The organism is Pseudomonas sp. B21-059 (genome assembly GCF_026016285.1).
In the GTDB taxonomy this organism is placed as follows: domain Bacteria; phylum Pseudomonadota; class Gammaproteobacteria; order Pseudomonadales; family Pseudomonadaceae; genus Aquipseudomonas; species Aquipseudomonas danubii.
Genome location: NZ_CP087201.1, coordinates 5,566,831 through 5,589,458, shown reverse-complemented (window position 1 = coordinate 5,589,458; position 22,628 = coordinate 5,566,831). Strand labels below are relative to the sequence as shown.

The following is a 22,628-nucleotide window of genomic DNA, read 5'->3' as shown; positions in this document are numbered from 1 at the left end:
GCCCCGACTGGCTCGGGGCTTTTTTTTGCCTGGAAGATTGTGGATTCGCAGATATGCACAACAATCTAGGCTGTTCCGGCAGGCTTTCTCCAGATGAATTAGTAGGTTGCCGGATAAACAACCGAAATAACGACTGATCAATCAGCTGTATCTGACCCATTTGGTCATAGTCTTTTTCACTCGAATGGTCGCAAAAATCTTCAACAGGTCGCTTTTTACCGCTAGTCTGCGGGCATCTGCTACGCCGACAACCCTACATCAATAAGAGTTGGCCATGACTGAGCTGTCCCCCCTTCAACGGTCTGCCAGCGCGGTGATTCCTGCGTTGGAAGGGCGTTTCTATCGACCCCCTCTGCCCGACGGATACGTGCAGCGGCCGCGTCTTTGCGAGCGCTTGAGTGCCGGGTTGAAGGGCAGGCTGTTGCTGGTCAGTGCGCCGGCCGGGTTCGGTAAGAGCTCGTTGGCGGTGGAGTTTTGCCAGGGCTTGCCGGGCAACTGGCAGAGCCTATGGCTGGGGTTGAGCCGCCGGGACAGCGATCCCGGGCGTTTTCTCGAACGCTTGCTGGCCGGTTTGCAGCAGTACTTTCCCCAATTGGGCCGGCAGTCTCTCGGTCTGTTGAAAATGCGCCAGCGCCATCAGCCTTTCGCCTTTGAAGAGTGGCTGGATGGCTTGCTGGACGAACTGGCGCTTCACCTGTCTAGCAGCAGGCCGTTGTTGCTGGTCCTGGACGACTATCACCTGGCCCAGGGGCCGGTGCTTGATCGTTGCTTGCAGTTTTTCCTCAATCACCTGCCCGACGGCCTGCTGGTGCTGGTCACCAGCCGCCAGCGTCCGGATTGGCATCTGGCGCGGCTGCGGCTTTCACGACAGTTGCTGGAGCTGCATGAGCAGGATTTGCGCCTGACCCATGACGAGTCCCTCAGCTTGTTGGACCGCCACAGCAGTTCCTTGCGCGGCGAGGCTCTGGAAAGTCTGATCCAGCGCAGCGAGGGCTGGGTTGCCGGGCTGCGTTTCTGGCTGTTGGCAGCGTCCGAGGCTGGTGCGTTGGGCACCTTGCCTCAGGGACTGCATGGGGGCGAAGGGCTCATCCGCGACTACCTGCTGGAAGAGGTCATCGACTGCCTGCCCGCCGAGGTCCAGGCATTCCTCTATGACACGGCGCCCCAGGAGCGCTTCTGCGCCGAGCTCTGCGACGCCCTGCGCGAAGCGCATGACAGTGCCGAGATCCTGGGTTTCCTGCAGGCTCACCAAGTGTTCCTGGTGCCATTGGACGAACACGGGCACTGGTATCGCTATCACCATCTGTTTTCCGATCTGCTGCGTACCCGACCCACGGCCAATACCCTGGTGCCGGCCGCCAGCCTGCATTTGCGTGCCTGTCGTTGGTTCAACGCTCAGGGGCTGCTGGATGAAGCCGTGGAGCAGGCGCTGCGTGCCGGACACCTGGATGTGGCGGCCAACCTGGTGCAGAACCTTTCGGAGGAGCAACTGCTGGCGGAGCAGAATGTCGGCATGCTGCTGCGCTGGAAGATGGACCTGCCCGACAGCCTGCTGATCAGCACACCGCGGCTGATCGTGCTCTACAGCTGGGCCCTGGGCCTGGCCTGCCAGTTGGACGCGGCAGAGGAACTGGCGGATCACCTGAGTCGTTTCCTGCCGGCGCCTTCGGCCACTGCGCAAAAGTCGATGCTGGCGCAATGGCTGGCCTTGAGCGGGATCATCGCTCGCGGGCGGGGCCAGCGGGAACGGACCCTGGCCTACTGCGGCGAGGCTCTGGAAAGCCTGCCGCACAAGCGTTACGGACAGCGTCTGATGTGTCTGTCGACCTTGTCCAACCTGGCGATTACCGACGCCGACCTGTGGCGCGCCCGCAGTCTCAATCGCGAATCCCTGGAGCTGGCGCAGCGGGTCGGCAATCCGCTGTTCGAGGCCCTGGCCCATTACGATCGGGCCCGGGTTCTGCAGGCGCGGGGCGAGGTGCTCAGAGCGCTGGAGGAGGTGCACCAAGGGTTGCGACGGCTGCAGGGACTGTCGGCTCAGCGGCTGTACGCGGTGCGGGCCCGGCTGACCCTGTATGAAGGTTATCTGTTGACGCTGCGTGCCCAGCCTGAGGCCGGCCTGGTGCGTTTACAGGCCGGGTTGCTGGAGGCGCGGGCCTGCCGCGACATCAGCGTGTTGATCGCCCATTGCGTGATCGCCAAGCAGGAAGGCCTGCGGAGCGAGTTTTCCCGGGCCTTTGCCGAGTTGGCCGAGGCCGAGCGCCTGATGCATATCTGGGACGTGCCGCCGATCTACTACTTGGCGATGATCACCCTGGTGAAGTGCGAGCTCTGGCTGGCCCAGGGCCGCATCGACCTGGCCGAGGCCTGGCTGGCGCGTCTGGGCCAGACCTACACTGGAGAACAGGCTGCGGCGCCGCCGGAGTTCCATCCGCAGTTGCCCTTGCACATCGAATTGCAGCAAGCCCAACTGGAAACCATCAAGGGCGACTCCGCCCGGGCCGAACAGCGCTTGAGTCGATTGGTGGAGCATGGCCAGCAAAGCGGTCGGCAGTTGTTGAGCGTTATGGCCCTGACCCAGAAAACCCTGCTGTTGCTGGCGTCCGGGCGCGGCGCAGAGGCACGACGGGACTTTGCCCAGGCCCTGGAAGCAGCGGTGGGAGGCGCAGTGCAACCTTTCGAGAGCTTGATCCGCAGTCACCCCTGCTGGATGCGCGAGCAATTGCAGCACTGTGTGTCGACCGCTTTGACCCAGGCTCTGTTGCAGCGTTTGCCTGCTGCCCCCCGTGAGCTTCCCGAGGCGGCTCATAGTGAGTCGTTGAGTTCCCGGGAGTTGTCGGTGCTGCAATTGATTGCTCAGGGGTGTTCCAATCAGGAAATCAGCGAGCGCTTGTTCATTTCGCTGCATACGGTGAAAACCCACGCCAGCCATATCAACAGCAAGTTGGGGGTTGAGCGACGTACACAGGCAGTGGCACGGGCCCAGGAGTTGGGGTTGCTGGGGTAGGCGCTACTCTGCCGGCCAGGGCTTGTAGCGGTCGCGTCGTGGTCGGCCGACCGGCTGCAGCTGCGCCGTGATACAGCGCCGGGCCCGGGGTTATCGGGCCAGGTGCTGTTTGCAGTAATCGGCGAACAGGCGCGCCGGCTTGGTCAACTGGCCACGCTTGAGCCAGGCCGCCACCAGGCCGGAGCCGGTCACGTCCTCGACAATATCCACGCACACCACCGGCTTGCCGTCGTAGGAGCACTGGGAGTGGGGGCGGGTTACCAGAATCGAAAAGCCGAAGCCCTGGCCCACCATGCCCCGCACCATCTCGATGGAGGGCGAGCTGAAGGCGATCTGTGGCGTCAATCCCAGTTCCTCGAACAGGCTGACGAAGTAGGTCCGGCTCGGTTGCACATCCAGCAGGATCATTGGTTCCAGGCTCAGGTCACGCAGTGAAACCTGGGCCTGCTGGGCGTAGCGGTGGTCGGCGGGAAGCAACGCATAGGGCCGTTGCGGTGGCATCAGTGGTTCGGTTTCGATGGTGCCGTCCAGTTCGTGCTCGTACAGGATCACCAAGTCGAACGCACCGCCGGTCAAGCCCTGTACCAGTTCCTGCTGTTCGCCATCGCGGATGCGGATTTCCACCCCGGGATACAGGGCACTGAAGCCGGCGATCAACTGCGGCAGATACAGCGGTGCCACGGTTTCAAAGCAACCGATGTCGATCTGTCCGGCCACCACGTCGTTGTCCGCCAGGGCGTTCTGCTCGAACTCCTTGGCCATGCGCAGCAGTTCCTGAGCCTTGCGGTAGAAGCGTGCACCACTTGGGGTCAGGGACACACCCAGGGCGTGGTGGCGGATCAGCAATTGCACGCCGAAGCTGTCCTCCAGGCCCTTGATGGCGGTGGAGATCGACGGCTGGGCGATATACAGCTTGCGTGACGCTTCAGCGACGCTGCCGCATTCGACGGTGGTGATGAAGTACTTGAGTTGACGCAGATTGTAGGCGGCCACAGCGAACCTCGTTCTGATCCGGCTCTAGAGTGCACTGCGAAAGATGCAGCCCGCTTCCTGCAAGCAAGTTATGCACCGACAAGCCTCCCGGGCTTGGTTTCTTGTCCGTCAACGATACTCACAAACGCTGTCGGAAAGGGCGGGGTCTAGGCAGTTTTTTCATCGCTTGTGAGCAGGTATTTCCTGGCCTTAACCGATCTCGGCCAGGACGATGGTTTTCAACTTTACGCCTCTGGAGCGCTCTGCGGTGCAGGCAGCTCCTCGGCGGGCGGGGCGGCATTGAAGTCCAGGGTGACCGTGAAGCGTTGCTGTTCCATCAGCACCTCAATGCGCCAGCCGAGCCGGGCACTGAGTTGCCGCATCAGTTCCAAGCCCAGGCCATAGCCAAAGTCGTTGGATGGCTCCAACTGCTTGGCTTCCCGGATGCGGTTGACGATGCGCAGTTGTGGGTAGTCGAAATTGATCTCGACACTGCCCTCATCGGCGTATTGCAAGGCATTGCGCAGGAAGTTGCCCACCACGATGCGGCAGGCGGTCAGAGGCAGGCGGCAAGGGGTACTGCTGATGTCCAGCAGCAGTTCGATATCCCGTGTACCGATCAGGTAGCGGTGTTCCTCGATCAATTCAGTGACCAGGCCGCTCATGTCGATGGGCTCCTCGGGCAAGGGTTCTGGCAGTTCCCGACTCATCCACAGCAAGGTTTCGGCGATGCGCTGCATGTTCAATACCGAGCGCTCGATACGTTGCAGGGGCGGCGGCAGGACGCCGCCGGATTGCAAGGTCAGCAGTTCGATATTGGCCTTGAGCACCGCCAGTGGGGTGCGCAGCTCATGGCTGGTGTAGCGCAGCAGGCGGCCTTCTCGCAGGCTGGCGGCCTGCACCTGCTGCACGCTTTGGGCCAGGGCATCGGCCAGCATGTTGAACTCCTTGAAGCCGAAACTCGGCCGCTGACTGGATACCGCGTCCGCATCCTTGAGGGTGGAGGACCATTGGGCCAGGCGCCCCAGGGGCCGTACCAGCCACCAGACCAGCAGGGCAATGATAATCAGCGCCGGGACGAACACCGCCAGGCTGATGAAGTTGACGCCGCGCAACTCTCGCTCGATGTAGGCGTCGGACAGTGGCGTCTCCACTTCACCGCCTTCTTCTTTGTCGTGGTCGACGTCGTACATGTACAGGGTCTTGCCGTCGCTAAGCGGCTGGGCCAGTACCACCCGCCCTTCATCCTCGTCATCGGACTCCAGGTCGCCAAACGCCTGCACCGCACCGAAGGACAGGCTGGGTGGGGTGTCCAGCATCTGACGGATTTTCTCCGGCAGCGCCTCCTTGCCGATGACGCTGGTATAGAAGTAGTTATGCGGCGGTGGGGTGTTTGGATCTTTCTTGTAATGCCTGGCGAAGTACTGGGCTTCCTCCTCCATCATTGCGCTGGCGGTATAGAGCAGGCCACGGACACTGTATTCGGGCAGCAGCAGGCTGTAGATCAGCAACACCACGGCAATCAGCAGCAGGAAGCTGCCGCTGATTACCCATTTCAGACCCAGACCGTTACGCATGTGACCTCATCTGAATGCCAATACCAGGGAGGGTGTGGATCAACGGTTGGCCGAAGGATTTGTCCACGGTCTTGCGCAATCGGTGCATGTGCACCTTGAGGGTATTGCTGTCCGGTGGCTCGTCGCCCCAGATCGTTGTCTCCAGGCGTTCCCGGGTTACCGGTTCCGGACTGGCACGCATCAGGCACTCCAGCAGGGTCCAGCAAATGGGTGACAGATGCAGTTCTTGCCCGGCGCGGCTGACCTTGCGGGTAGACAGCTCCATCACCAGGTCGGCCACTTGCAGGCGGCTTGCCTGGCCGCTGCGGCGCATGCTCAGGGCTCGGATACGGGCCACCAGTTCCGCCATTTCAAAGGGCTTGACCAGATAGTCGTCGGCCCCGGCGGCGAAGCTGGCGAGTTTGTCGGAAAGGGCATCCAGCGAGGTGAGCATCAGGATCGGCGTCTGGCTGCCTTGCTGGCGCAACTGTTGGCACAGCTGCTGGCCGTCCAGTCGCGGCAACATGATGTCCAGCAGGATGACGTCGTAGTGCTGGCTTAAAGCCAGGTTAAGGCCGGTCTGGCCATTGCTGGCGTGGTCGCAGACGATGCCGCTGATTTCCAGGTACTCGATGACGGTGTTGGCCAGGTCGAGGTTGTCCTCGACCAATAGCAGTTGAATATGCACGGAAACGTCCCCTTGGACCCTTGGCGCTCGATGGGCCGAAGGATAGCGGAGTCAGGCCGGTTTCTGCGGATGTTTACCCGGTGTTAACCCGGCCGTCTCTAAGCTCGGGCTCTTCTTAACTCCAGAGCGTGGCACAGCCATGAACCTGATTTCGGTAGTCAAAGGAATCCTGCTGGTTCTGATACTTCTCGTCCTGATGGCCTGCGTCCTGCCTTCCCAGGCATCTTTGGGGCGCCTGGGAGGGGGCGGCCCCCTGAGTTGGTTACTGATTGGCCACAGTGTTGAGCGGGCGGGATCCGAGCATGTCATCACTGCATGCTGATAAGGCCGGCGCCAGCTACACCGATCAGTTGGTGCTGTGCCTGGTGCTGATTCTCTGTGTATCGATCTCCCTGGGGATCTACATCATGCGCTTCAATGCGCAGATCGACCGGCAGCGCGAATTGTCCCCGGTGCACCTGCTCGAATGCGGCCAGGGGCGCGGGGCATTCATTGTCGACCCTTATGGCCAGCGCAGTAGCAGTGACAACTGTTTCCTGGTGGATGAGGACGATTAGCTTCGGGTCCGCTCGGCACTCAGATTGCTTCGCCGTCGAGTTCAAGCGCAAGAAACGTGGTTCTTGCGCTTGAATCTCGTTTTACAGTGTCGGCGTACTAAGAGGACGGCCATGGACCACTGGGTTCCGGGTCCGATTCCACTGACGGATTGAAGGAGACCTGAGATGTCCTGCGTATTCAAACTGATGCCGTCCCCCGTTGGCCAACTGACCCTGGTGGCCAGAGGGAGCAAGCTGGCGGCGATTCTCTGGGAGCACGAACGGCAGAACCGGGTACGTCTCGGGCCGTTGCAGGAGGCGGTTGATCATCCCATGCTGCTGGAAGCCGAGCGCCAGCTTCGGGAATACTTTGCAGGCAGCCGTGAGCGCTTCGAGCTTGAGCTGGATTTCGTCGGTACCGAGTTTCAGTGCAAGGTCTGGCAGGCTTTGCTGACCATCCCTTTCGGTGAGACCCGCAGCTACAGCCAGATCGCCCAGCAGATTGGCAGTCCCAAGGCGGTGCGGGCGGTGGGCGCAGCCAATGGCCGGAACCCGATCTCGATTGTGGCCCCCTGTCATCGAGTGATCGGTGCATCGGGGAGCCTGACCGGCTTTGCCGGAGGGCTTGAAGCCAAGCAGTTCCTGCTGGCGCTGGAGGGGGAGGAGACGCTGCAACTGGCGTTCTGAGTGAGTGCTGGCGGCGAGCTGTGCCAGAATGGGCCATCGATTTTTTCTGGAACTCTTCCATGGACGCCGCCAAACCCAGCCTTATCCGCGAAACCTTCCCCGTCGGCCCTTTGCAGTGCAACTGCACCATCATTGGCGACCCGCTGACCAAGAAAGCGATAGTTGTCGATCCGGGAGGCAATCCCGATTTGATCATGGCTCGCCTCGATGCCCTGGGATTGAAGGTGGTGAGCATCATTCATACCCATGCGCACCTGGATCATTTTCTCGCTTCCGGGCAGATGAAGGAAAAGACCGGCGCTACTTTGCATCTGCATAAGGACGACCAGTTCCTGTGGGACAACCTTGAGATGCAATGCAGCATGTTCGGCGTGCCCTACACGGCTGTTCCGTCCCCGGACCGCTGGCTGGACGACGATGAGGAACTGGCCTGCGGTTGCGGCGTGGCCCTGCATACTCCCGGGCACACTCCGGGCTCCATGAGTTTTTGGTTTTCCGAGGCTAAGCTTCTGATTGCCGGCGACACGCTGTTCAAGCGTGGGGTCGGGCGCACGGACTTGTGGGGCGGGGATCAGGCCACCCTGGTGCGTTCGATCAAGCAGCGTCTGTATACCCTTGATGAAGATGCCACAGTGGTTGCCGGGCACGGCCCAGACACCCGATTGGGCGATGAGATGCGCCAGAATCCGTTTGTGAGGGCCTGACTTTTAGCCAGCCCGCTGACGGAATTTTTGCCACTCTGTGTGTTCCAACGCTAGCTAAGGTCTGTTGCCAACGTCCGCTGCACCACAGAATGCAAAATGTAGGAGTTTTCCATGTTCACCTCGCGTCGTTTGATTGTTGTCGCTACTGCTGTGGCCTTGTTGTCCGGCTGCGCTTCGCCTAACCCCTATGACAATCAGGGGCAGGCCGACGGCGGCTCGTCGGGCATGAGCAAAACTGCAAAATACGGTGGCCTGGGTGCCCTGGCTGGTGCATTGGCCGGTGCTGCCATTGACCACAATAACCGTGGCAAGGGCGCGTTGATCGGTGCCGCCGTGGTGGGAGCATCTGCCGCCGGTTACGGTTACTACGCCGACCAGCAGGAGAAGAAACTGCGCGCCAGCATGGCCAATACCGGGGTTGAAGTGCAGCGTCAGGGTGATCAGATCAAGCTGATCATGCCGGGCAACATCACGTTTGCCACTGATTCGGCGAATATCGCCCCAAGCTTCTACCAGCCGCTGAACAACCTGGCCAACTCCCTGCGCGAGTTCAACCAGAACCAGATCGAGATCGTCGGCTACACCGACAGCACTGGCAGCCGTCAGCACAACATGGACCTTTCCCAGCGTCGTGCCCAGAGCGTGGCGACCTACCTCACGTCTCAGGGGGTGAGCAGTGCCAACCTGTCCGCTCGCGGTGCTGGTCCGGACAATCCGATTGCCAGCAACGCCGACGTCAATGGCCGTGCGCAGAACCGTCGTGTAGAGGTCAACCTCAAGGCGATTCCGGGCCAGCAGTATCAGCAGCAAGGTCAGCAGTACCAGCAGCCCTACCAACAGTACTGATCGACTCGACTGCAATCCCAGGTACAAAAAAGCCCGCCCGATGCAAATCGGGCGGGCTTTTTAATGACTGAAGCGGTTACTTCTTCAGGCCGTAGTGCTCGTCGAGCATGCCCGGAGCGTTTGGCGTCTTCGGCGCGTAGTCCCGTGGTGGCTCCTGATCCCGCGGTGGAGTCAGGCGCTCCCGTGGAGCTTGTGCCGACTCGGAATGCAGTGCGGCCAGCAGGCGTTGCCGGGTCAGTTCGTCCAGGGCCAGGCGGTTGGCACCCTCGGCGAGATGGTCCTGCACTTCCTGATAGCTCTGGGTGAGCTTTTTCACCAGGGTGGCAGTGCTGTTGAAATGGGTGACCACTTCATTTTGATAATTGTCGAAACGTTCCTGAATATCGTCCAACTGACGCTGCGTGCGGTTAGGCGCGGCATTGGGCAGCAGGCGAGCAACCAGGAATCCAATGGCGACACCCGCGACCAGGGCAAGAGTCGGCAACAACCAAACTAAGAGCGAGTGTTCCACGAGTCCTTCCTCTATAAACGGCTTTGCTTTACGTTAACGGCTCGAACCTGCGCTGTATACCGCGATTCACTCGCAATAGATTGGCACAGACCATTTGCTAGACGAGTCGACCCCCTTCGAGGTCACGGAGTTCCTTCCTTGCTAATGCGTGAAACCCCTGTAGTGATTGCCGGCCCGGTGGGCCAATTGGAAGCCCTGTATCTGGAGGTGCCCGATCCTCGTGGCGTGGCACTGATCTGCCACCCCAACCCGGTGCAGGGCGGCACCATGCTCAACAAGGTGGTGTCCACCTTGCAGCGCACCGCGCGGGATGCCGGCCTGATCACCCTGCGCTTCAACTACCGGGGTGTTGGCGCCAGTGAAGGCAGTCACGACATGGGCAGTGGCGAAATCGATGACGCCCAGGCTGCCGCCCAGTGGTTGCAGGCCAAACATCCTGAACTGCCATTGACCCTGCTGGGGTTCTCCTTCGGCGGTTTTGTCGCCGCCAGTCTTGGCGGGCGCCTGGAGGCCCAGGGCGTGCAGCTCAAGCACCTGTTCATGGTGGCGGCGGCGGTGACCCGTCTGCGGGATACCGACCAGTTGCCGGAAAACTGCCCGCTGACCCTGATCCAGCCGGAAACCGATGAAGTCATTGACCCTCAAGCGGTCTATGACTGGTCCGACGCGCTTGTTCGCCCCCATGAGCTGCTGAAAGTGGCAGAATGCGGGCACTTTTTTCATGGCAAGCTCACTGATCTCAAGGATCTGGTGCTGCCGCGACTTTCGAATTGATAGCAGTCTGATAAGCGATTACCCATGACTACTCGTACGCGTATCCTCACCGGCATCACCACCACCGGTACCCCGCACCTGGGCAACTACGCTGGCGCGATTCGCCCGGCGATCCTTGCCAGCCGTGACAGTAATGCCGATTCCTTCTACTTCCTGGCCGACTATCACGCGCTGATCAAGTGCGATGACCCGTTGCGCATTCAGCGTTCGCGCCAGGAAATCGCGGCGACCTGGCTGGCGGGCGGCCTGGATGTGGAACGTGTGACCTTCTATCGTCAGTCGGACATTCCGGAGATTCCGGAACTGACCTGGCTGCTGACCTGCGTAGCCGCCAAGGGCCTGCTCAATCGTGCCCATGCGTACAAAGCATCGGTGGACAAGAACCTCGAGGCCGGTGAAGACCCGGATGCCGGCATCACCATGGGGCTCTACAGCTACCCGGTGCTGATGGCCGCGGACATCCTGATGTTCAACGCGCACAAGGTGCCGGTGGGCCGTGATCAGATCCAGCACGTGGAAATGGCTCGGGACATCGGCCAGCGTTTCAACCATCTGTTTGGCCAGGGCAAGGAGTTTTTCACCATGCCCGAGGCGCTGATCGAGGAGAGCGTCGCCACCCTGCCTGGCCTGGACGGTCGCAAGATGTCCAAGAGCTACGACAACACCATCCCTTTGTTCACCAGTGCCAAGGACATGAAGGACGCGATCTCGCGGATCGTCACTGACTCCAAGGCGCCGGGTGAGGCCAAGGACCCGGACAACTCCCATCTGTTCACTCTGTTCCAGGCATTTTCTACCCCGGCACAGGCTGCCGAGTTCCGTACTGAGCTGTTGCAGGGGCTGGGTTGGGGCGAAGCCAAGAGCCGCCTGTTCCAGTTGCTGGATGGTGAATTGGGTGAGGCTCGTGAACGTTACCACCAGTTGATCGCCCGTCCCGGGGATCTGGAAGACATTCTGCGTGCCGGTGCCGCCAAAGCTCGGGCTGTGGCTACGCCGTTCCTTGCCGAGCTGCGTGAGGCCGTGGGCCTGCGCTCCTTTGCCAGTCAGGTGCAAGTTGCCGCCACGACCAAGAAAAAGGCCGCCAAGGCCCCGCGCTTCATCAGCTTCCGTGAAGACGATGGTAGTTTCCGTTTCCGCTTGCTGTCCGCCGATGGCGAGCAGTTGCTGCTGTCGCGTCACTTCGCCGATGGCAAGGCTGCCGGTGCGGTGACCAAACGACTGCAATCGGGGCAGGAGCTGGATCTGCGTAGCGAAGCTGGCAGTTTCAGCGTTTGGCTGGATGGCGCCTGCGTGGCTGACAGTCCAGCCTTCGCTGACGCTGCCGCGCGTGACGCAGCCATTGATGCGCTGCGGATTGCGCTGACCCCAGCGCAGGACTAATCGGAATCTTCCCGACCAAGGGCTGATTGCCATTCCCCAGGGCCGTCGCTAAAGTGACGGCCCGTTTTTGTTGCCTTGCTAACGAATTATGACGCCCCTAGAACGATACCAAGCAGATCTGAAACGCCCGGACTTCTTTCATGACGCGGCACAGGAAACCGCTGTGCGTCATCTGCAGCGCCTGTATGAGGATCTGATTGCAGCCGAGCAAAACAAGCCGGGCTTGCTCGGCAAGCTCTTTGGCAAGAAGGATCAGGCGCCGGTCAAGGGGCTGTACTTCTGGGGCGGAGTAGGGCGTGGAAAGACTTATCTGGTAGACACCTTCTTCGAAGCCTTGCCGTTCAAGGAAAAGGTTCGTACGCACTTTCACCGCTTTATGAAGCGCGTACACGAAGAAATGAAAACCCTGGGTGGCGAAAAGAATCCGCTGACCATCATTGCCAAGCGTTTCTCACAAGAGGCGCGGGTGATCTGCTTCGATGAATTCTTCGTGTCTGATATTACCGATGCGATGATTCTCGGCACCCTGATGGAAGAGTTGTTCAAGAACGGTGTGACCCTGGTGGCGACGTCGAACATCGTTCCGGATGGCTTGTACAAGGACGGTCTGCAGCGTGCGCGCTTCTTGCCGGCCATTGCCCTGATCAAGCAGAACACCGAGATCGTCAACGTCGACAGCGGCGTCGACTACCGTCTGCGGCATCTGGAGCAGGCGGAGCTGTTTCACTATCCATTGGATGAAGCTGCCCATGAAAGTCTGCGCAAGAGCTTCCGTGCGCTGACGCCAGAGTGCACTCAGGCGGTGGAAAACGATGTATTGATCATCGAGAACCGAGAAATTCGTGCGCTGCGCACCTGTGATGATGTGGCCTGGTTCGACTTCCGTGAGCTGTGCGATGGTCCTCGTAGCCAGAACGACTACATCGAACTGGGCAAGATCTTTCATGCCGTACTGCTCAGTGGCGTGGAGCAGATGAGTGTTACCACGGATGATATTGCTCGGCGTTTCATCAACATGGTCGACGAGTTCTATGACCGCAACGTCAAGCTGATCATCTCCGCCGAGGTCGAGCTCAAGGACCTCTATACCGGAGGGCGCCTGACGTTCGAGTTCCAGCGCACTCTCAGCCGGTTGCTGGAGATGCAGTCCCACGAGTTTCTGTCGCGGGCGCACAAGCCATAATCTCGAGTCGATGAAAAAGGGCCTGCATTGCAGGCCCTTTTTTATGCCGCCTGCTGCTGAAACTGCTGGCGGTACTGATTGGGTGAGAGTTCGGTGTGTTGGCGGAACAGGCGGGCGAAGAAACTGGCGTCGTCGTAGCCGACTTCATAGCTGATGGTCTTGATGCTCTTGCGCGTTCCCGAAAGCAGGCCCTTGGCGGTTTCGATGCGTAGACGCTGCAGGTAGTGCAGGGGCTTGTCGCCGGTAGCCGTCTGAAAGCGGCGCATGAAATTGCGAATGCTCATGCCATGTTCGCGAGCCACGTCCTCGAAGCGGAACTTGTCGGCGAAGTGCTCTTCAAGCCAATGCTGGATCTGCAGGATGATTACGTCCTGATGCAGTTTCTGGCCGCCGAAGCCGATGCGTCCGGGGGCGTAGCTGCGCTGCACTTCATAGAGGATGTCCCGAGCCACGGCCTGGGCCACGTTGGCTCCACAGAAGCGTTCGATCAGGTAAATGTACAGGTCGCAGGCCGAGGTGGTGCCGCCGGCGCAATAGAGATTGTCGGCGTCTGTCAGGTGCTTGTCCTGGTTGAGCTGGACCTTGGGGAAGCGCTCGCTGAAGGCGTTGAAGAAGCGCCAGTAAGTGGTGGCTTCCTTGCCGTCGAGCAGTCCGGCTTCAGCCAGCCAGAAAACCCCGGTGGCTTCACCGCAAAGCACCGCGCCGCGGGCGTGCTGGGCGCGCAGCCAGGGCAGTATCTGTGGATAACGCTGGCACAGGGTGTCGAAGTCATCCCAGAAGGCCGGGAGAATGATCACATCGGTATCTTCCAGCGCACCGTCCACCGGCATGATCACATTGCTGAAGCTGCAGACTGGCTGGCCGTCGGGGCTGACCAGGCGAGTTTCGAACGCCGGAGTCAGGCCTTGGCCCAGCTGTTTGCCGTAACGCAGGCTGGCCAGATGAAAAAAATCTTTTGCCTGCATGAGGGTGGAAGCGAAAACCCGGTCGATAGCCAGGATGCTGACGCGCCGCAAGGGCGTGGAGGTTTGGTTAGACATAATTCAATTGTTCTTATAGGGGAAAGTGGTCACCAGACGGCTGGATCGTCTTATTTTTTGTCGGATGTGTCCAGTGTCCCGTGCAGGTGCCTGGGCTTAGGCTCTGGCAGCCAACCCATGATCAATCAACATCACAGGTGCCTGCATGATCCCTAGAACCTTGTTCAGTTCCGAGCATGAACTCTTTCGTGACAGCGTGCGTACGTTCCTTGAAAAAGAGGCTGTGCCTTTCCATGGTGAGTGGGAAAAACAGGGCTTCATCGACCGTCAGTTGTGGAGCAAGGCCGGGGAGGCGGGGATGCTGTGTTCGCACATTCCCGAGGAGTACGGCGGTCTGGGGGCGGATTTTCTCTACAGTGCGGTGGTGATCGAGGAGATCGGCCGTCTGGGCCTGACCGGCATTGGTTTCTCTCTGCATTCGGACATTGTTGCGCCCTACATCCTGCACTACGGCAGTGAGGCGTTGAAACGCAAATACCTGCCCCGTCTGGTGTCGGGGGATATGGTCACGGCCATTGCCATGACCGAGCCGGGTGCGGGCTCTGACTTGCAAGGGGTGAAGACCACGGCAATGCTCGACGGCGACGAGTATGTGATCAATGGGTCCAAGACCTTTATTACCAACGGCTACCTGGCGGACCTGGTGATAGTCGTGGCCAAGACCGATCCCAAGGCAGGAGCTAAGGGCACCAGCCTGTTTCTGGTTGAGGCCGATACTCCCGGGTTCTCCAAGGGCAAGCGCCTGGAAAAGGTTGGAATGAAGGCTCAGGACACCTCAGAGCTGTTCTTCCAGGATGTGCGAGTGCCCAAGGAAAATCTGCTGGGGCAGGCTGGGGCAGGCTTTGCCTACTTGATGCAGGAGTTGCCCCAGGAGCGCCTGACCGTGGCCATTGGTGGCCTGGCCAGTGCCGAGGCCGCGTTGCAGTGGACCCTGGAATACACCCGCGAACGTAAGGCCTTTGGCAAGGCAATTGCCGATTTCCAGAATAGTCGCTTCAAGCTGGCTGAAATGGCCACGGAAATTCAGATCGGCCGGGTCTTTGTCGATCGCTGCCTTGAGCTGCATTTGCAGGGCAAACTCGATGTGCCGACGGCGGCCATGGCCAAGTACTGGGGCACCGATCTGCAGTGCAAGGTGCTCGATGAGTGCGTGCAACTGCACGGCGGCTACGGCTTCATGTGGGAATACCCGGTGGCCCGGGCCTGGGCCGATGCGCGGGTGCAGCGCATTTATGCCGGGACCAACGAGATCATGAAGGAAATCATCGCCCGTTCACTGTAGGGACCGGCTTGCCGGCAAATGGTGCGACGTGCCCATTCGTTGGCAAGCCAGCTCCTGTAGACCAGTTAAGGCGCAGGGTTGGGGTGATCCTTGTGGATTGCCTCGATCCCGGCGAGGACCTCTTCCGACAACTTCAAGGTGGCGCTGGCGATGTTGCTGTCCAGCTGTTCCAGTGTGGTGGCGCCAATGATGTTGCTGGTCACGAACGGCTGTTGAGTGACGAAGGCCAGGGCCATTTGTGCCGGGTCCAGACCATGCTCGCGGGCCAGCGCCACATAACGGCTGCAGGCCGCTTCCGACTGAGGGTTGAAGTAGCGGCTGAAGCGGCTGTAGAGGCTCAGTCGAGCCTTGGCTGGTCGGGCGCCATTTTCATACTTGCCGGACAGGAAACCGAACGCCAGGGGCGAGTAGGCCAGCAGGCCGCACTGCTCGCGAATGGCGACTTCCGCCAGGCCTACTTCAAAGCTGCGGTTGAGCAAGTTGTAGGGGTTCTGGATCGAAACGGCCCTTGGCCAGCCGCGGCTTTCGGCCAGGGCTAGGAACTTCATGGTGCCCCAGGGCGTTTCGTTGGACAGGCCGATATGGCGGATCTTGCCGGCGCGAACCTGTTCGTCCAGGGCTTCGAGGGTTTCCTCCAGAGGTGTGAAGTCTTCATCGGGCTGATGCTTGTAGCCCAGTTGGCCGAAGAAGTTGGTGCTGCGCTCGGGCCAGTGCAGTTGGTAGAGGTCGATCCAGTCAGTCTGCAGGCGCTTGAGGCTGGCATCCACGGCTTCAGTTATATGTTTGCGGTTGTGCTTGAGCTGTTTGTCGCGAATATAGTCGATGGTGTTGCCTGGACCTGCGATCTTGCTGGCCAGGACCCAGTCGGCGCGGTCGCCACGTTGCTTGAACCAGTTACCGATATAGCGTTCGGTGGTGGCGTAGGTTTCGGCCTTGGGCGGCACCGGGTACATTTCGGCGGTGTCGATAAAGTTGATTCCGGCGTTCTTGGCTCGCTCGATTTGAGCGAAGGCTTCAGCCTCGGTGTTCTGCTCGCCCCAAGTCATGGTACCCAGGCAAATCGCACTCACATTCAGATCGGTTCGGCCCAGCTGGCGGTAGTCCATCGGGTACTCCCTTGGCAAAACAATCATAAAAGCAGGTTGAATTTTTTTTCGCAATCTGCATAATTCGGCAGCTCTTTCTGCAGTGGAAGTGATGCGCCGCCTGCCGAAGAATCTTGCCGTATATCAGACGCGCTGACCCGAGCCCCCGATAGCGTCTGTGTCCGGCTGCCTTTGACCTTGTCAAAGTACGCACTATTCAGTAAGATCCGCCGTCTATTTTGCTGGGCGGCCCCTGAGGCTATAAAGAATGAAAACTTTTACTGCTAAACCGGAAACAGTAAAGCGCGACTGGTTCGTCGTCGACGCTGCTGGTCAGACCCTGGGTCGTCTGGCCACCGAAATCGCGAGCCGTCTGCGTGGCAAGCACAAGCCTGAGTACACTCCTCACGTTGATACCGGCGACTACATCGTCGTAATCAATGCCGAGCAGGTACGTGTTACTGGCGCTAAAACCACTGACAAAATGTACTACTCCCACTCCGGTTTCCCGGGCGGCATCAAGTCGATCAACTTCGAAAAGCTGATCGCTAAAGCCCCTGAGCGCGTGATCGAGACCGCGGTAAAAGGCATGCTGCCTAAGAACCCGCTGGGTCGCGACATGTACCGTAAGCTGAAAGTCTATGCGGGCGCTGCTCACCCTCATACTGCTCAGCAGCCCCAAGAACTGAAGATTTAACGGAATAGTTCATTATGTCGGCGACTCAAAATTACGGCACTGGCCGTCGCAAGACTGCAACCGCACGCGTTTTCCTGCGTCCGGGCACTGGCAATATCTCGATCAACAACCGCTCCCTGGATAACTTCTTCGGTCGCGAAACTGCCCGCATGGTAGTTCGTCAGCCGCTGGAGCTGACCGAGACTGTTGAGAAGTTCGATATCTACGTTACCGTTATCGGCGGCGGTGTAAGTGGTCAAGCTGGCGCAATCCGCCACGGTATCACTCGCGCTCTGATGGATTACGACGAAACTCTGCGCAGCGCTCTGCGTAAAGCTGGCTTCGTAACCCGTGACGCACGTGAAGTTGAGCGTAAGAAAGTGGGTCTGCGTAAAGCGCGTAAGCGTCCGCAATACTCCAAGCGTTAATTCGCTACTGCGTTCAAAAGCGCCCAGTCTCCTCGCGGAGCTGGGCGTTTTTTATTGTCTGAAATTTGCGCTGTGACAACTTGCCACATCCGCGCAGGCCCTATACTACAAGGCTTCGGGCTGGGTCGGCTTGGTAATTACCTTGTCAGAATAGGGGCTTTTCATTACCATTCGGCAAAATTTTTATAAGTTCAGATTTTTACTTAGTAGATGCCTGATTTAACAGGCCACAAAGCTGATGGGAGAGGACTGAATGAGCAATGACGGCGTGAATGCAGGCCGGCGTCGCTTCCTAGTAGCAGCCACATCCGTGGTGGGTGCTGCTGGAGCGGTGGGGGCTGCGGTCCCGTTCGTGGGGTCATGGTTTCCCAGTGCCAAGGCGAAAGCCGCAGGTGCACCGGTGAAAGTGAATATCAGCAAGATCGAACCAGGTCAGCAGATGATTGCTGAGTGGCGTGGTCAACCGGTATTCATCGTCCGCCGTACAGAGGAAATCCTGGGGAATCTTAAAAAGATCGAGGGCCAGCTGTCTGACCCTGACTCCAAGAACTCGGTACAACCAACCTACGTCGATCCGGAAGTGCGTTCGATCAAGCCAGAGATTCTGCTGCTGATCGGGATCTGTACTCACCTGGGTTGTTCTCCGACCTTCCGTCCTGAAGTGGCGCCCGCTGATTTGGGCAAGGACTGGGTAGGTGGCTATTTCTGCCCTTGCCACGGCTCCCACTACGACCTGGCTGGTCGCGTCTATAAAGCGCAGCCTGCGCCCCTGAACCTGCCAGTACCCCCGCATTCCTATGAGTCGGATGACATCATCGTCATTGGCGTCGACACGGAGAAAGCGTGATGAGCAAGTTCATGGATTGGGTTGATGCGCGCTTCCCCGCGACCAAGATGTGGGAAGACCATCTCAGCAAGTATTACGCTCCGAAGAACTTCAACTTCTTCTATTTCTTTGGCTCCCTGGCACTGCTGGTTCTGGTTAACCAGATCGTTACTGGTGTCTGGTTGACCATGAGCTACACCCCTTCGGCGGAAGAAGCCTTTGCTTCCGTTGAATACATCATGCGCGACGTCGAGTACGGCGCGATCCTGCGTTTGCTTCACTCCACCGGCGCTTCGGCGTTCTTCATCGTGGTCTATCTGCACATGTTCCGTGGCTTGCTCTACGGTTCCTACCAGAAGCCTCGTGAGCTGGTGTGGCTGTTCGGCATGCTGATCTACCTGGCGCTGATGGCCGAGGCCTTCATGGGCTACCTGCTGCCTTGGGGGCAGATGTCCTACTGGGGTGCCCAGGTGATCATCTCGCTGTTCGGTGCGATCCCCGTTATTGGTGACGACCTGACTCAGTGGATCCGTGGTGATTACCTGATTTCCGGGATTACCCTGAACCGCTTCTTCGCTCTGCACGTGGTAGCCCTGCCGATCGTGATTCTCGGTCTGGTGGTGCTGCACATTCTGGCGTTGCACGAGGTGGGTTCGAATAACCCGGATGGCGTAGACATCAAGAAGAACAAGGATGAGAACGGTATCCCGCTGGATGGCATTCCTTTCCACCCTTACTACACCGTGAAGGATATCGTCGGCGTAGTTGTGTTCCTGTTCATCTTCTGCTCGATCGTGTTTTTCTTCCCTGAGATGGGTGGTTACTTCCTCGAGAAGCCGAACTTCGAACCGGCCAACCCGTTCAAGACACCTGAGCATATTGCTCCTGTTTGGTACTTCACTCCGTTCTACGCGATTCTGCGTGCGGTGCCAGACAAGCTCTTGGGTGTTATCGCGATGGGCGCTGCAATTGCGGTCCTGTTCGTGCTGCCTTGGCTCGACCGTAGTCCGGTCAAGTCCATGCGCTACAAAGGCTGGCTGAGCAAGATCTGGCTGCTGGTGTTCTGCGTCTCGTTTGTGATCCTGGGTGTCTTGGGTGTGTTGGCGCCGACTCCAGGCCGTACGCTGTTGTCGCAGGTGTGTACCTTCCTGTACTTCGCCTACTTCATTCTGATGCCGTTCTATACCAGGCTCGAGAAGACCAAACCGGTTCCGGAAAGGGTGACTGGCTGATGAAAAAGCTATTTGCTGTACTGATTCTTGCTGCTATGCCTGTGTTGTCTTTCGCGAATACCGCGGGTCCTGAGTTGGAGAAGGTTGATATTGACCTGTCCGACAAGGCTGCCTTGCAAGACGGTGCGCGTACCTTCGCCAACTACTGCATGGGCTGCCACAGCGCCAAGTTCCAGCGTTATGAGCGGGTCGCCGATGACTTGGGCATTCCTCACGACTTGATGTTGAGCAAGCTGGTTTTCACCGGTGCCAAGATCGGTGACCACATGAACATCGGCATGCAGCCGGCTGATGCCAAGACCTGGTTCGGCGCTGCGCCGCCAGATTTGACCCTGGTGGCTCGCGTGCGTGGTACCGATTGGCTTTATGGCTACCTCAAGTCCTTCTATGAAGATCCTGCGCGCCCTTGGGGCGTGAACAACAAGGTCTTCCCGAACGTTGGTATGCCTAACGTCCTGGTCGGTCTGCAAGGGCGTCAAGTTGTCGGTTGCAAGCAGGTGCAAATCGTTGAAGACGGTAAGAAACAATACGATCCGCTGACTGGTACGCCCCTGACTCACGAGGCGTGCGACCAGCTGACAGTCAAAGAGGGTACCGGTACTCTCAATGAGGCTCAGTTCGACGAGAAGGTCAAGAATCTGGTGACCTTCCTGGCTTACTCGGCCAACCCTGTCAAGCTGCAGCACCAGCGCATCGGTACTTACGTGCTCTTGTATCTGGCCTTCTTCTTCGTATTCGCCTATCTGCTCAAGCGCGAATACTGGAAGGATGTGCATTAATATCGTTTTAAGCATCAGTTGTTGAACATGCGCGCCCAGGGGCGTCTCTGAAACTGTAACAACCCTGTATCATTCGGGGGTTACCAGAGGCGCCCTGAGGGCGCGCTTGTTTTTTCTGCTTCCGATAATTTCAACAAGCGAGGAGGATCGCCATGGGCGTGACCAATCGGTTGGCCTGTTACTCCGACCCCGCCGACCACTATTCCCACCGGGTGCGCATTGTGCTTGCGGAGAAGGGTGTCAGCGCCGAGATCATCAGTGTGGAGGCGGGGCGTCAGCCGCCGAAACTGATCGAAGTGAACCCTTACGGAAGCTTGCCGACGCTGGTCGATCGGGACCTGGCGTTGTGGGAATCGACAGTGGTGATGGAATACCTGGATGAGCGTTACCCTCATCCTCCATTGCTGCCGGTTTACCCTGTTGCGCGTGCCAACAGTCGCTTGCTCATCCATCGGATCCAGCGTGATTGGTGCGGGCAGGTGGATCTGATTCTGGATTCGCGGACCAAGGAGGCGGTCCGGGTGCAGGCGCGTAAGGAATTACGCGAAAGTCTGACAGGGGTTTCCCCGCTGTTCGCCGATAAGCCATTTTTCCTCAGTGAGGAACAAAGCCTGGTGGACTGCTGCCTACTGCCCATACTCTGGAGGTTGCCAATCCTGGGTATCGAACTGCCGCGGCAGGCCAAGCCGCTGCTTGATTATATGGACCGCCAATTTGCGCGTGAGGCTTTCCAGGCAAGTTTGTCTGGCGTCGAACGTGATATGCGCTGAGGCTTAAGGAGCCGCTATGAACTCCAGTCGACCTTATCTGGTCCGCGCGCTCTATGAGTGGATTGTGGACAACGATTGCACCCCGCACATGCTGGTCAACTCCGATTATCCGGCTGTACAGGTGCCTCAGGGTTTCGCCAGCGATGGGCAAATTGTTCTGAATATTTCTCCCAGTGCCGTGCGCCATCTGCATATGGACAACGATGCAGTAACTTTCGAGGGCGCTTCGGCGGTGTGCCTCACAGCCTGCACGTACCGGTTGCTGCGATCCTTGGGATCTATGCGCGCGAGAATGGGCAGGGCATGGTCTTTGATCTGGAATCGCCTCTGGATGAGGAGGACGATATTGAGCCGGATGACGACCTGCCTCCACCGGGCAGTGAGCCGCCGCGACCTAGCGGCCGGCCGAGCCTGAAAGTGGTCAAGTAATAAAAAAGGCGATCCGGATGGATCGCCTTTTTTGTATCTGCTGCAGTGCTTTGTCAGTCGATGTATTCGAACAGCTTAACGATTTTCTGTACGCCGGAGACGCCCTGTACCAAATTGGTGGCTTGGGCGGCTTCCTGTTGGGTCAGCAAGCCCAGCAAGTAGACAATGCCGTTCTCGGTCACCACCTTGATCCGTGAAGCGGGAATGCTGGCGTCGGTGAGCATCTGTGTCTTGATCTTGGTGGTCAGCCAGCCATCGTTCTGCCGTGCCAGGAATCCTGATGGTGGCAGCACCTGCAGTTCGTTATGCACCTTCTTGACTCGCTGTACCTCGCTGGCGGCCTGTTCGGCTGTTGCCTTGAGGTCGGGGCGCGGTGTCTGGCCGGCCAACAGGACGATACCGTTGAAGCTGGTGACGACAATGTGCGAGTTGTTTTCCAGATCCGGGTTGGCCTTGGCAACGTTGACGGCGACTTTGGTTTCTATCAGCGAATCGTCGATCTTGCTGCCGAAGGTGCGGGTGCCGCGATCGTCATCGATTGGTTTGTCGCGGGTGGCGGTAATCACCGAGCTGCAACCAGTGATGCCGAGGCACAAGGTCAAGGCCAGAAGGCCAAGGCGATTAAGGGTCATTCTTCACTCCCGAACAATTGGCTGTCGATCAAGTCGCAAAGGCAATGGATCGCCAGCAGGTGGACTTCTTGAATACGTGCAGTGACGGTGGCCGGTACGCGAATTTCCACGTCTTCAGGCAGTAGCAGTGAGGCCATGCCGCCGCCGTCGCGACCAGTCAATGCTACGACAATCATTTCACGATCATGTGCGGCCTGGATGGCTTGAATAATGTTCGCCGAGTTACCGCTGGTGGAAATTGCCAGCAACACATCGCCAGGTTGGCCTAGAGCGCGAATCTGCTTGGAGAAGACTTCGTTGTAGCTGTAGTCGTTGGCAATCGAAGTGATGGTCGAGCTGTCGGTGGTCAGGGCGATGGCGGGCAAGCTGGGGCGCTCACGCTCGAAGCGGTTGAGCAACTCGGAGGAGAAGTGCTGGGCGTCGCCGGCGGAGCCACCGTTGCCACAGGAGAGCATTTTGCCCTCGTTGAGCAAGGCGTTGACCATGACCTGGCTGGCTTGCTCGATGTGCGGTGCAAGTACGTCCATCGCCTGTTGCTTGGTGTCGATGCTGGCCTGAAAAAGCTGGCGAATTCGGGATTGCATGTCCATCTGTGTGACCTTAAG

General features: G+C 58.9%; 23 protein-coding genes and 1 pseudogene. 16 read left to right on the top strand and 8 right to left on the bottom strand.

What is annotated here, in order from left to right; translation table 11 throughout:
• Positions 1-274 precede the first annotated feature (274 nt).
• Positions 275-3,007, top strand: coding sequence for a LuxR C-terminal-related transcriptional regulator (locus LOY69_RS24735; protein WP_102860293.1), 2,733 nt, complete (start codon positions 275-277; stop codon positions 3,005-3,007).
• A gap of 90 nt (positions 3,008-3,097) precedes the next feature.
• Here LOY69_RS24735 and LOY69_RS24730 read toward each other — a convergent pair whose 3' ends face one another.
• The 3 genes from LOY69_RS24730 to LOY69_RS24720 form a co-directional block, all read right to left on the bottom strand.
• Positions 3,098-4,000, bottom strand: a complete 903-nt coding sequence (locus tag LOY69_RS24730; RefSeq protein ID WP_102860294.1) for a LysR family transcriptional regulator — start codon at positions 3,998-4,000, stop codon at positions 3,098-3,100.
• Positions 4,001-4,224: 224 nt separating this feature from the next.
• On the bottom strand, positions 4,225-5,556 hold the full coding sequence (locus LOY69_RS24725; RefSeq protein ID WP_102880886.1) for a sensor histidine kinase: 1,332 nt from the start codon (positions 5,554-5,556) through the stop codon (positions 4,225-4,227).
• Positions 5,549-6,223, bottom strand: coding sequence for a response regulator transcription factor (locus LOY69_RS24720; RefSeq protein ID WP_102880885.1), 675 nt, complete (start codon positions 6,221-6,223; stop codon positions 5,549-5,551). The genes LOY69_RS24725 and LOY69_RS24720 overlap by 8 nt, the downstream gene beginning before the upstream one ends.
• A 302-nt stretch (positions 6,224-6,525) precedes the next feature.
• Between LOY69_RS24720 and LOY69_RS24715 the strand changes: the two genes are divergently transcribed.
• From LOY69_RS24715 to LOY69_RS24700, 4 genes are all read left to right on the top strand, one after another.
• Positions 6,526-6,780, top strand: a complete 255-nt coding sequence (locus LOY69_RS24715) for a hypothetical protein (RefSeq protein WP_102880883.1) — start codon at positions 6,526-6,528, stop codon at positions 6,778-6,780.
• Positions 6,781-6,945: 165 nt separating this feature from the next.
• Positions 6,946-7,446, top strand: coding sequence for a methylated-DNA--[protein]-cysteine S-methyltransferase (locus LOY69_RS24710; protein WP_265073732.1), 501 nt, complete (start codon positions 6,946-6,948; stop codon positions 7,444-7,446).
• A 59-nt stretch (positions 7,447-7,505) separates the two neighbouring features.
• On the top strand, positions 7,506-8,150 hold the full coding sequence (locus LOY69_RS24705; protein ID WP_265073731.1) for an MBL fold metallo-hydrolase: 645 nt from the start codon (positions 7,506-7,508) through the stop codon (positions 8,148-8,150).
• Between the two features lie 111 nt (positions 8,151-8,261).
• Positions 8,262-8,996: an OmpA family protein gene (locus LOY69_RS24700; protein ID WP_102860300.1), complete on the top strand. Its 735-nt coding sequence runs from the start codon at positions 8,262-8,264 to the stop codon at positions 8,994-8,996.
• 76 nt (positions 8,997-9,072) lie between these two features.
• Here the strand turns inward: LOY69_RS24700 and LOY69_RS24695 are convergent, their stop codons facing one another.
• Positions 9,073-9,507: a YhcB family protein gene (locus LOY69_RS24695; RefSeq protein ID WP_102880880.1), complete on the bottom strand. Its 435-nt coding sequence runs from the start codon at positions 9,505-9,507 to the stop codon at positions 9,073-9,075.
• A 144-nt stretch (positions 9,508-9,651) separates the two neighbouring features.
• Between LOY69_RS24695 and LOY69_RS24690 the strand changes: the two genes are divergently transcribed.
• The 3 genes from LOY69_RS24690 to zapE all read left to right on the top strand — a co-directional run bounded on the left by LOY69_RS24690 (position 9,652) and on the right by zapE (position 12,844).
• A complete protein-coding gene (locus tag LOY69_RS24690; protein WP_110652239.1) occupies positions 9,652-10,281 on the top strand; it encodes an alpha/beta hydrolase in 630 nt (209 codons plus the stop codon).
• Between the two features lie 24 nt (positions 10,282-10,305).
• Entirely contained in the window at positions 10,306-11,661 is a 1,356-nt protein-coding gene (locus tag LOY69_RS24685; RefSeq protein WP_265073730.1) for a tryptophan--tRNA ligase, read from the top strand.
• An 88-nt stretch (positions 11,662-11,749) separates the two neighbouring features.
• Positions 11,750-12,844 (top strand): cell division protein ZapE, encoded by a 1,095-nt coding sequence (gene zapE / locus LOY69_RS24680; protein ID WP_102860304.1) that lies wholly within the window; start codon positions 11,750-11,752, stop codon positions 12,842-12,844.
• Between the two features lie 41 nt (positions 12,845-12,885).
• Here the strand turns inward: zapE and LOY69_RS24675 are convergent, their stop codons facing one another.
• Positions 12,886-13,785: a GlxA family transcriptional regulator gene (locus LOY69_RS24675; protein ID WP_170001537.1), complete on the bottom strand. Its 900-nt coding sequence runs from the start codon at positions 13,783-13,785 to the stop codon at positions 12,886-12,888.
• A gap of 244 nt (positions 13,786-14,029) precedes the next feature.
• Here LOY69_RS24675 and LOY69_RS24670 point away from each other — a divergent pair, with 244 nt between their 5' ends.
• A complete protein-coding gene (locus LOY69_RS24670; protein ID WP_265073729.1) occupies positions 14,030-15,166 on the top strand; it encodes an acyl-CoA dehydrogenase family protein in 1,137 nt (378 codons plus the stop codon).
• Positions 15,167-15,231: 65 nt separating this feature from the next.
• Here the strand turns inward: LOY69_RS24670 and LOY69_RS24665 are convergent, their stop codons facing one another.
• Positions 15,232-16,272: an NADP(H)-dependent aldo-keto reductase gene (locus LOY69_RS24665; protein WP_265073728.1), complete on the bottom strand. Its 1,041-nt coding sequence runs from the start codon at positions 16,270-16,272 to the stop codon at positions 15,232-15,234.
• 247 nt (positions 16,273-16,519) lie between these two features.
• Here LOY69_RS24665 and rplM point away from each other — a divergent pair, with 247 nt between their 5' ends.
• The 7 genes and pseudogenes from rplM (at position 16,520) to LOY69_RS24630 (ending at position 21,391) form a co-directional block, all read left to right on the top strand.
• Positions 16,520-16,948 (top strand): 50S ribosomal protein L13, encoded by a 429-nt coding sequence (rplM, locus tag LOY69_RS24660; protein ID WP_007928449.1) that lies wholly within the window; start codon positions 16,520-16,522, stop codon positions 16,946-16,948.
• 14 nt (positions 16,949-16,962) lie between these two features.
• Positions 16,963-17,355, top strand: a complete 393-nt coding sequence (gene rpsI, locus LOY69_RS24655; RefSeq protein WP_003228056.1) for a 30S ribosomal protein S9 — start codon at positions 16,963-16,965, stop codon at positions 17,353-17,355.
• A 253-nt stretch (positions 17,356-17,608) separates the two neighbouring features.
• On the top strand, positions 17,609-18,202 hold the full coding sequence (petA, locus tag LOY69_RS24650; protein ID WP_102860308.1) for a ubiquinol-cytochrome c reductase iron-sulfur subunit: 594 nt from the start codon (positions 17,609-17,611) through the stop codon (positions 18,200-18,202).
• A complete protein-coding gene (locus LOY69_RS24645) occupies positions 18,202-19,413 on the top strand; it encodes a cytochrome b (protein ID WP_102860309.1) in 1,212 nt (403 codons plus the stop codon). Before petA ends, LOY69_RS24645 begins: the two co-directional genes overlap by 1 nt.
• Entirely contained in the window at positions 19,413-20,192 is a 780-nt protein-coding gene (locus tag LOY69_RS24640) for a cytochrome c1 (protein WP_102860310.1), read from the top strand. Before LOY69_RS24645 ends, LOY69_RS24640 begins: the two co-directional genes overlap by 1 nt.
• 152 nt (positions 20,193-20,344) lie before the next feature.
• A complete protein-coding gene (locus LOY69_RS24635; RefSeq protein ID WP_102860311.1) occupies positions 20,345-20,962 on the top strand; it encodes a glutathione S-transferase N-terminal domain-containing protein in 618 nt (205 codons plus the stop codon).
• 16 nt (positions 20,963-20,978) lie between these two features.
• Positions 20,979-21,391, top strand: a pseudogene (locus LOY69_RS24630) (ClpXP protease specificity-enhancing factor).
• 53 nt (positions 21,392-21,444) lie between these two features.
• On the opposite strand, the gene LOY69_RS24625 reads toward LOY69_RS24630, so the two are convergent.
• The gene (locus LOY69_RS24625; RefSeq protein WP_102860313.1) at positions 21,445-22,023 is read right to left on the bottom strand and encodes a BON domain-containing protein; all 579 of its coding nucleotides are present in this window, start codon (positions 22,021-22,023) and stop codon (positions 21,445-21,447) included.
• Positions 22,020-22,613 carry a phosphoheptose isomerase gene (locus LOY69_RS24620; RefSeq protein ID WP_015636934.1) on the bottom strand — a complete coding sequence of 198 codons (594 nt, stop codon included), beginning with the start codon at positions 22,611-22,613 and terminating at the stop codon, positions 22,020-22,022. Before LOY69_RS24620 ends, LOY69_RS24625 begins: the two co-directional genes overlap by 4 nt.
• Between the last annotated feature and the right edge of the window lie 15 nt (positions 22,614-22,628).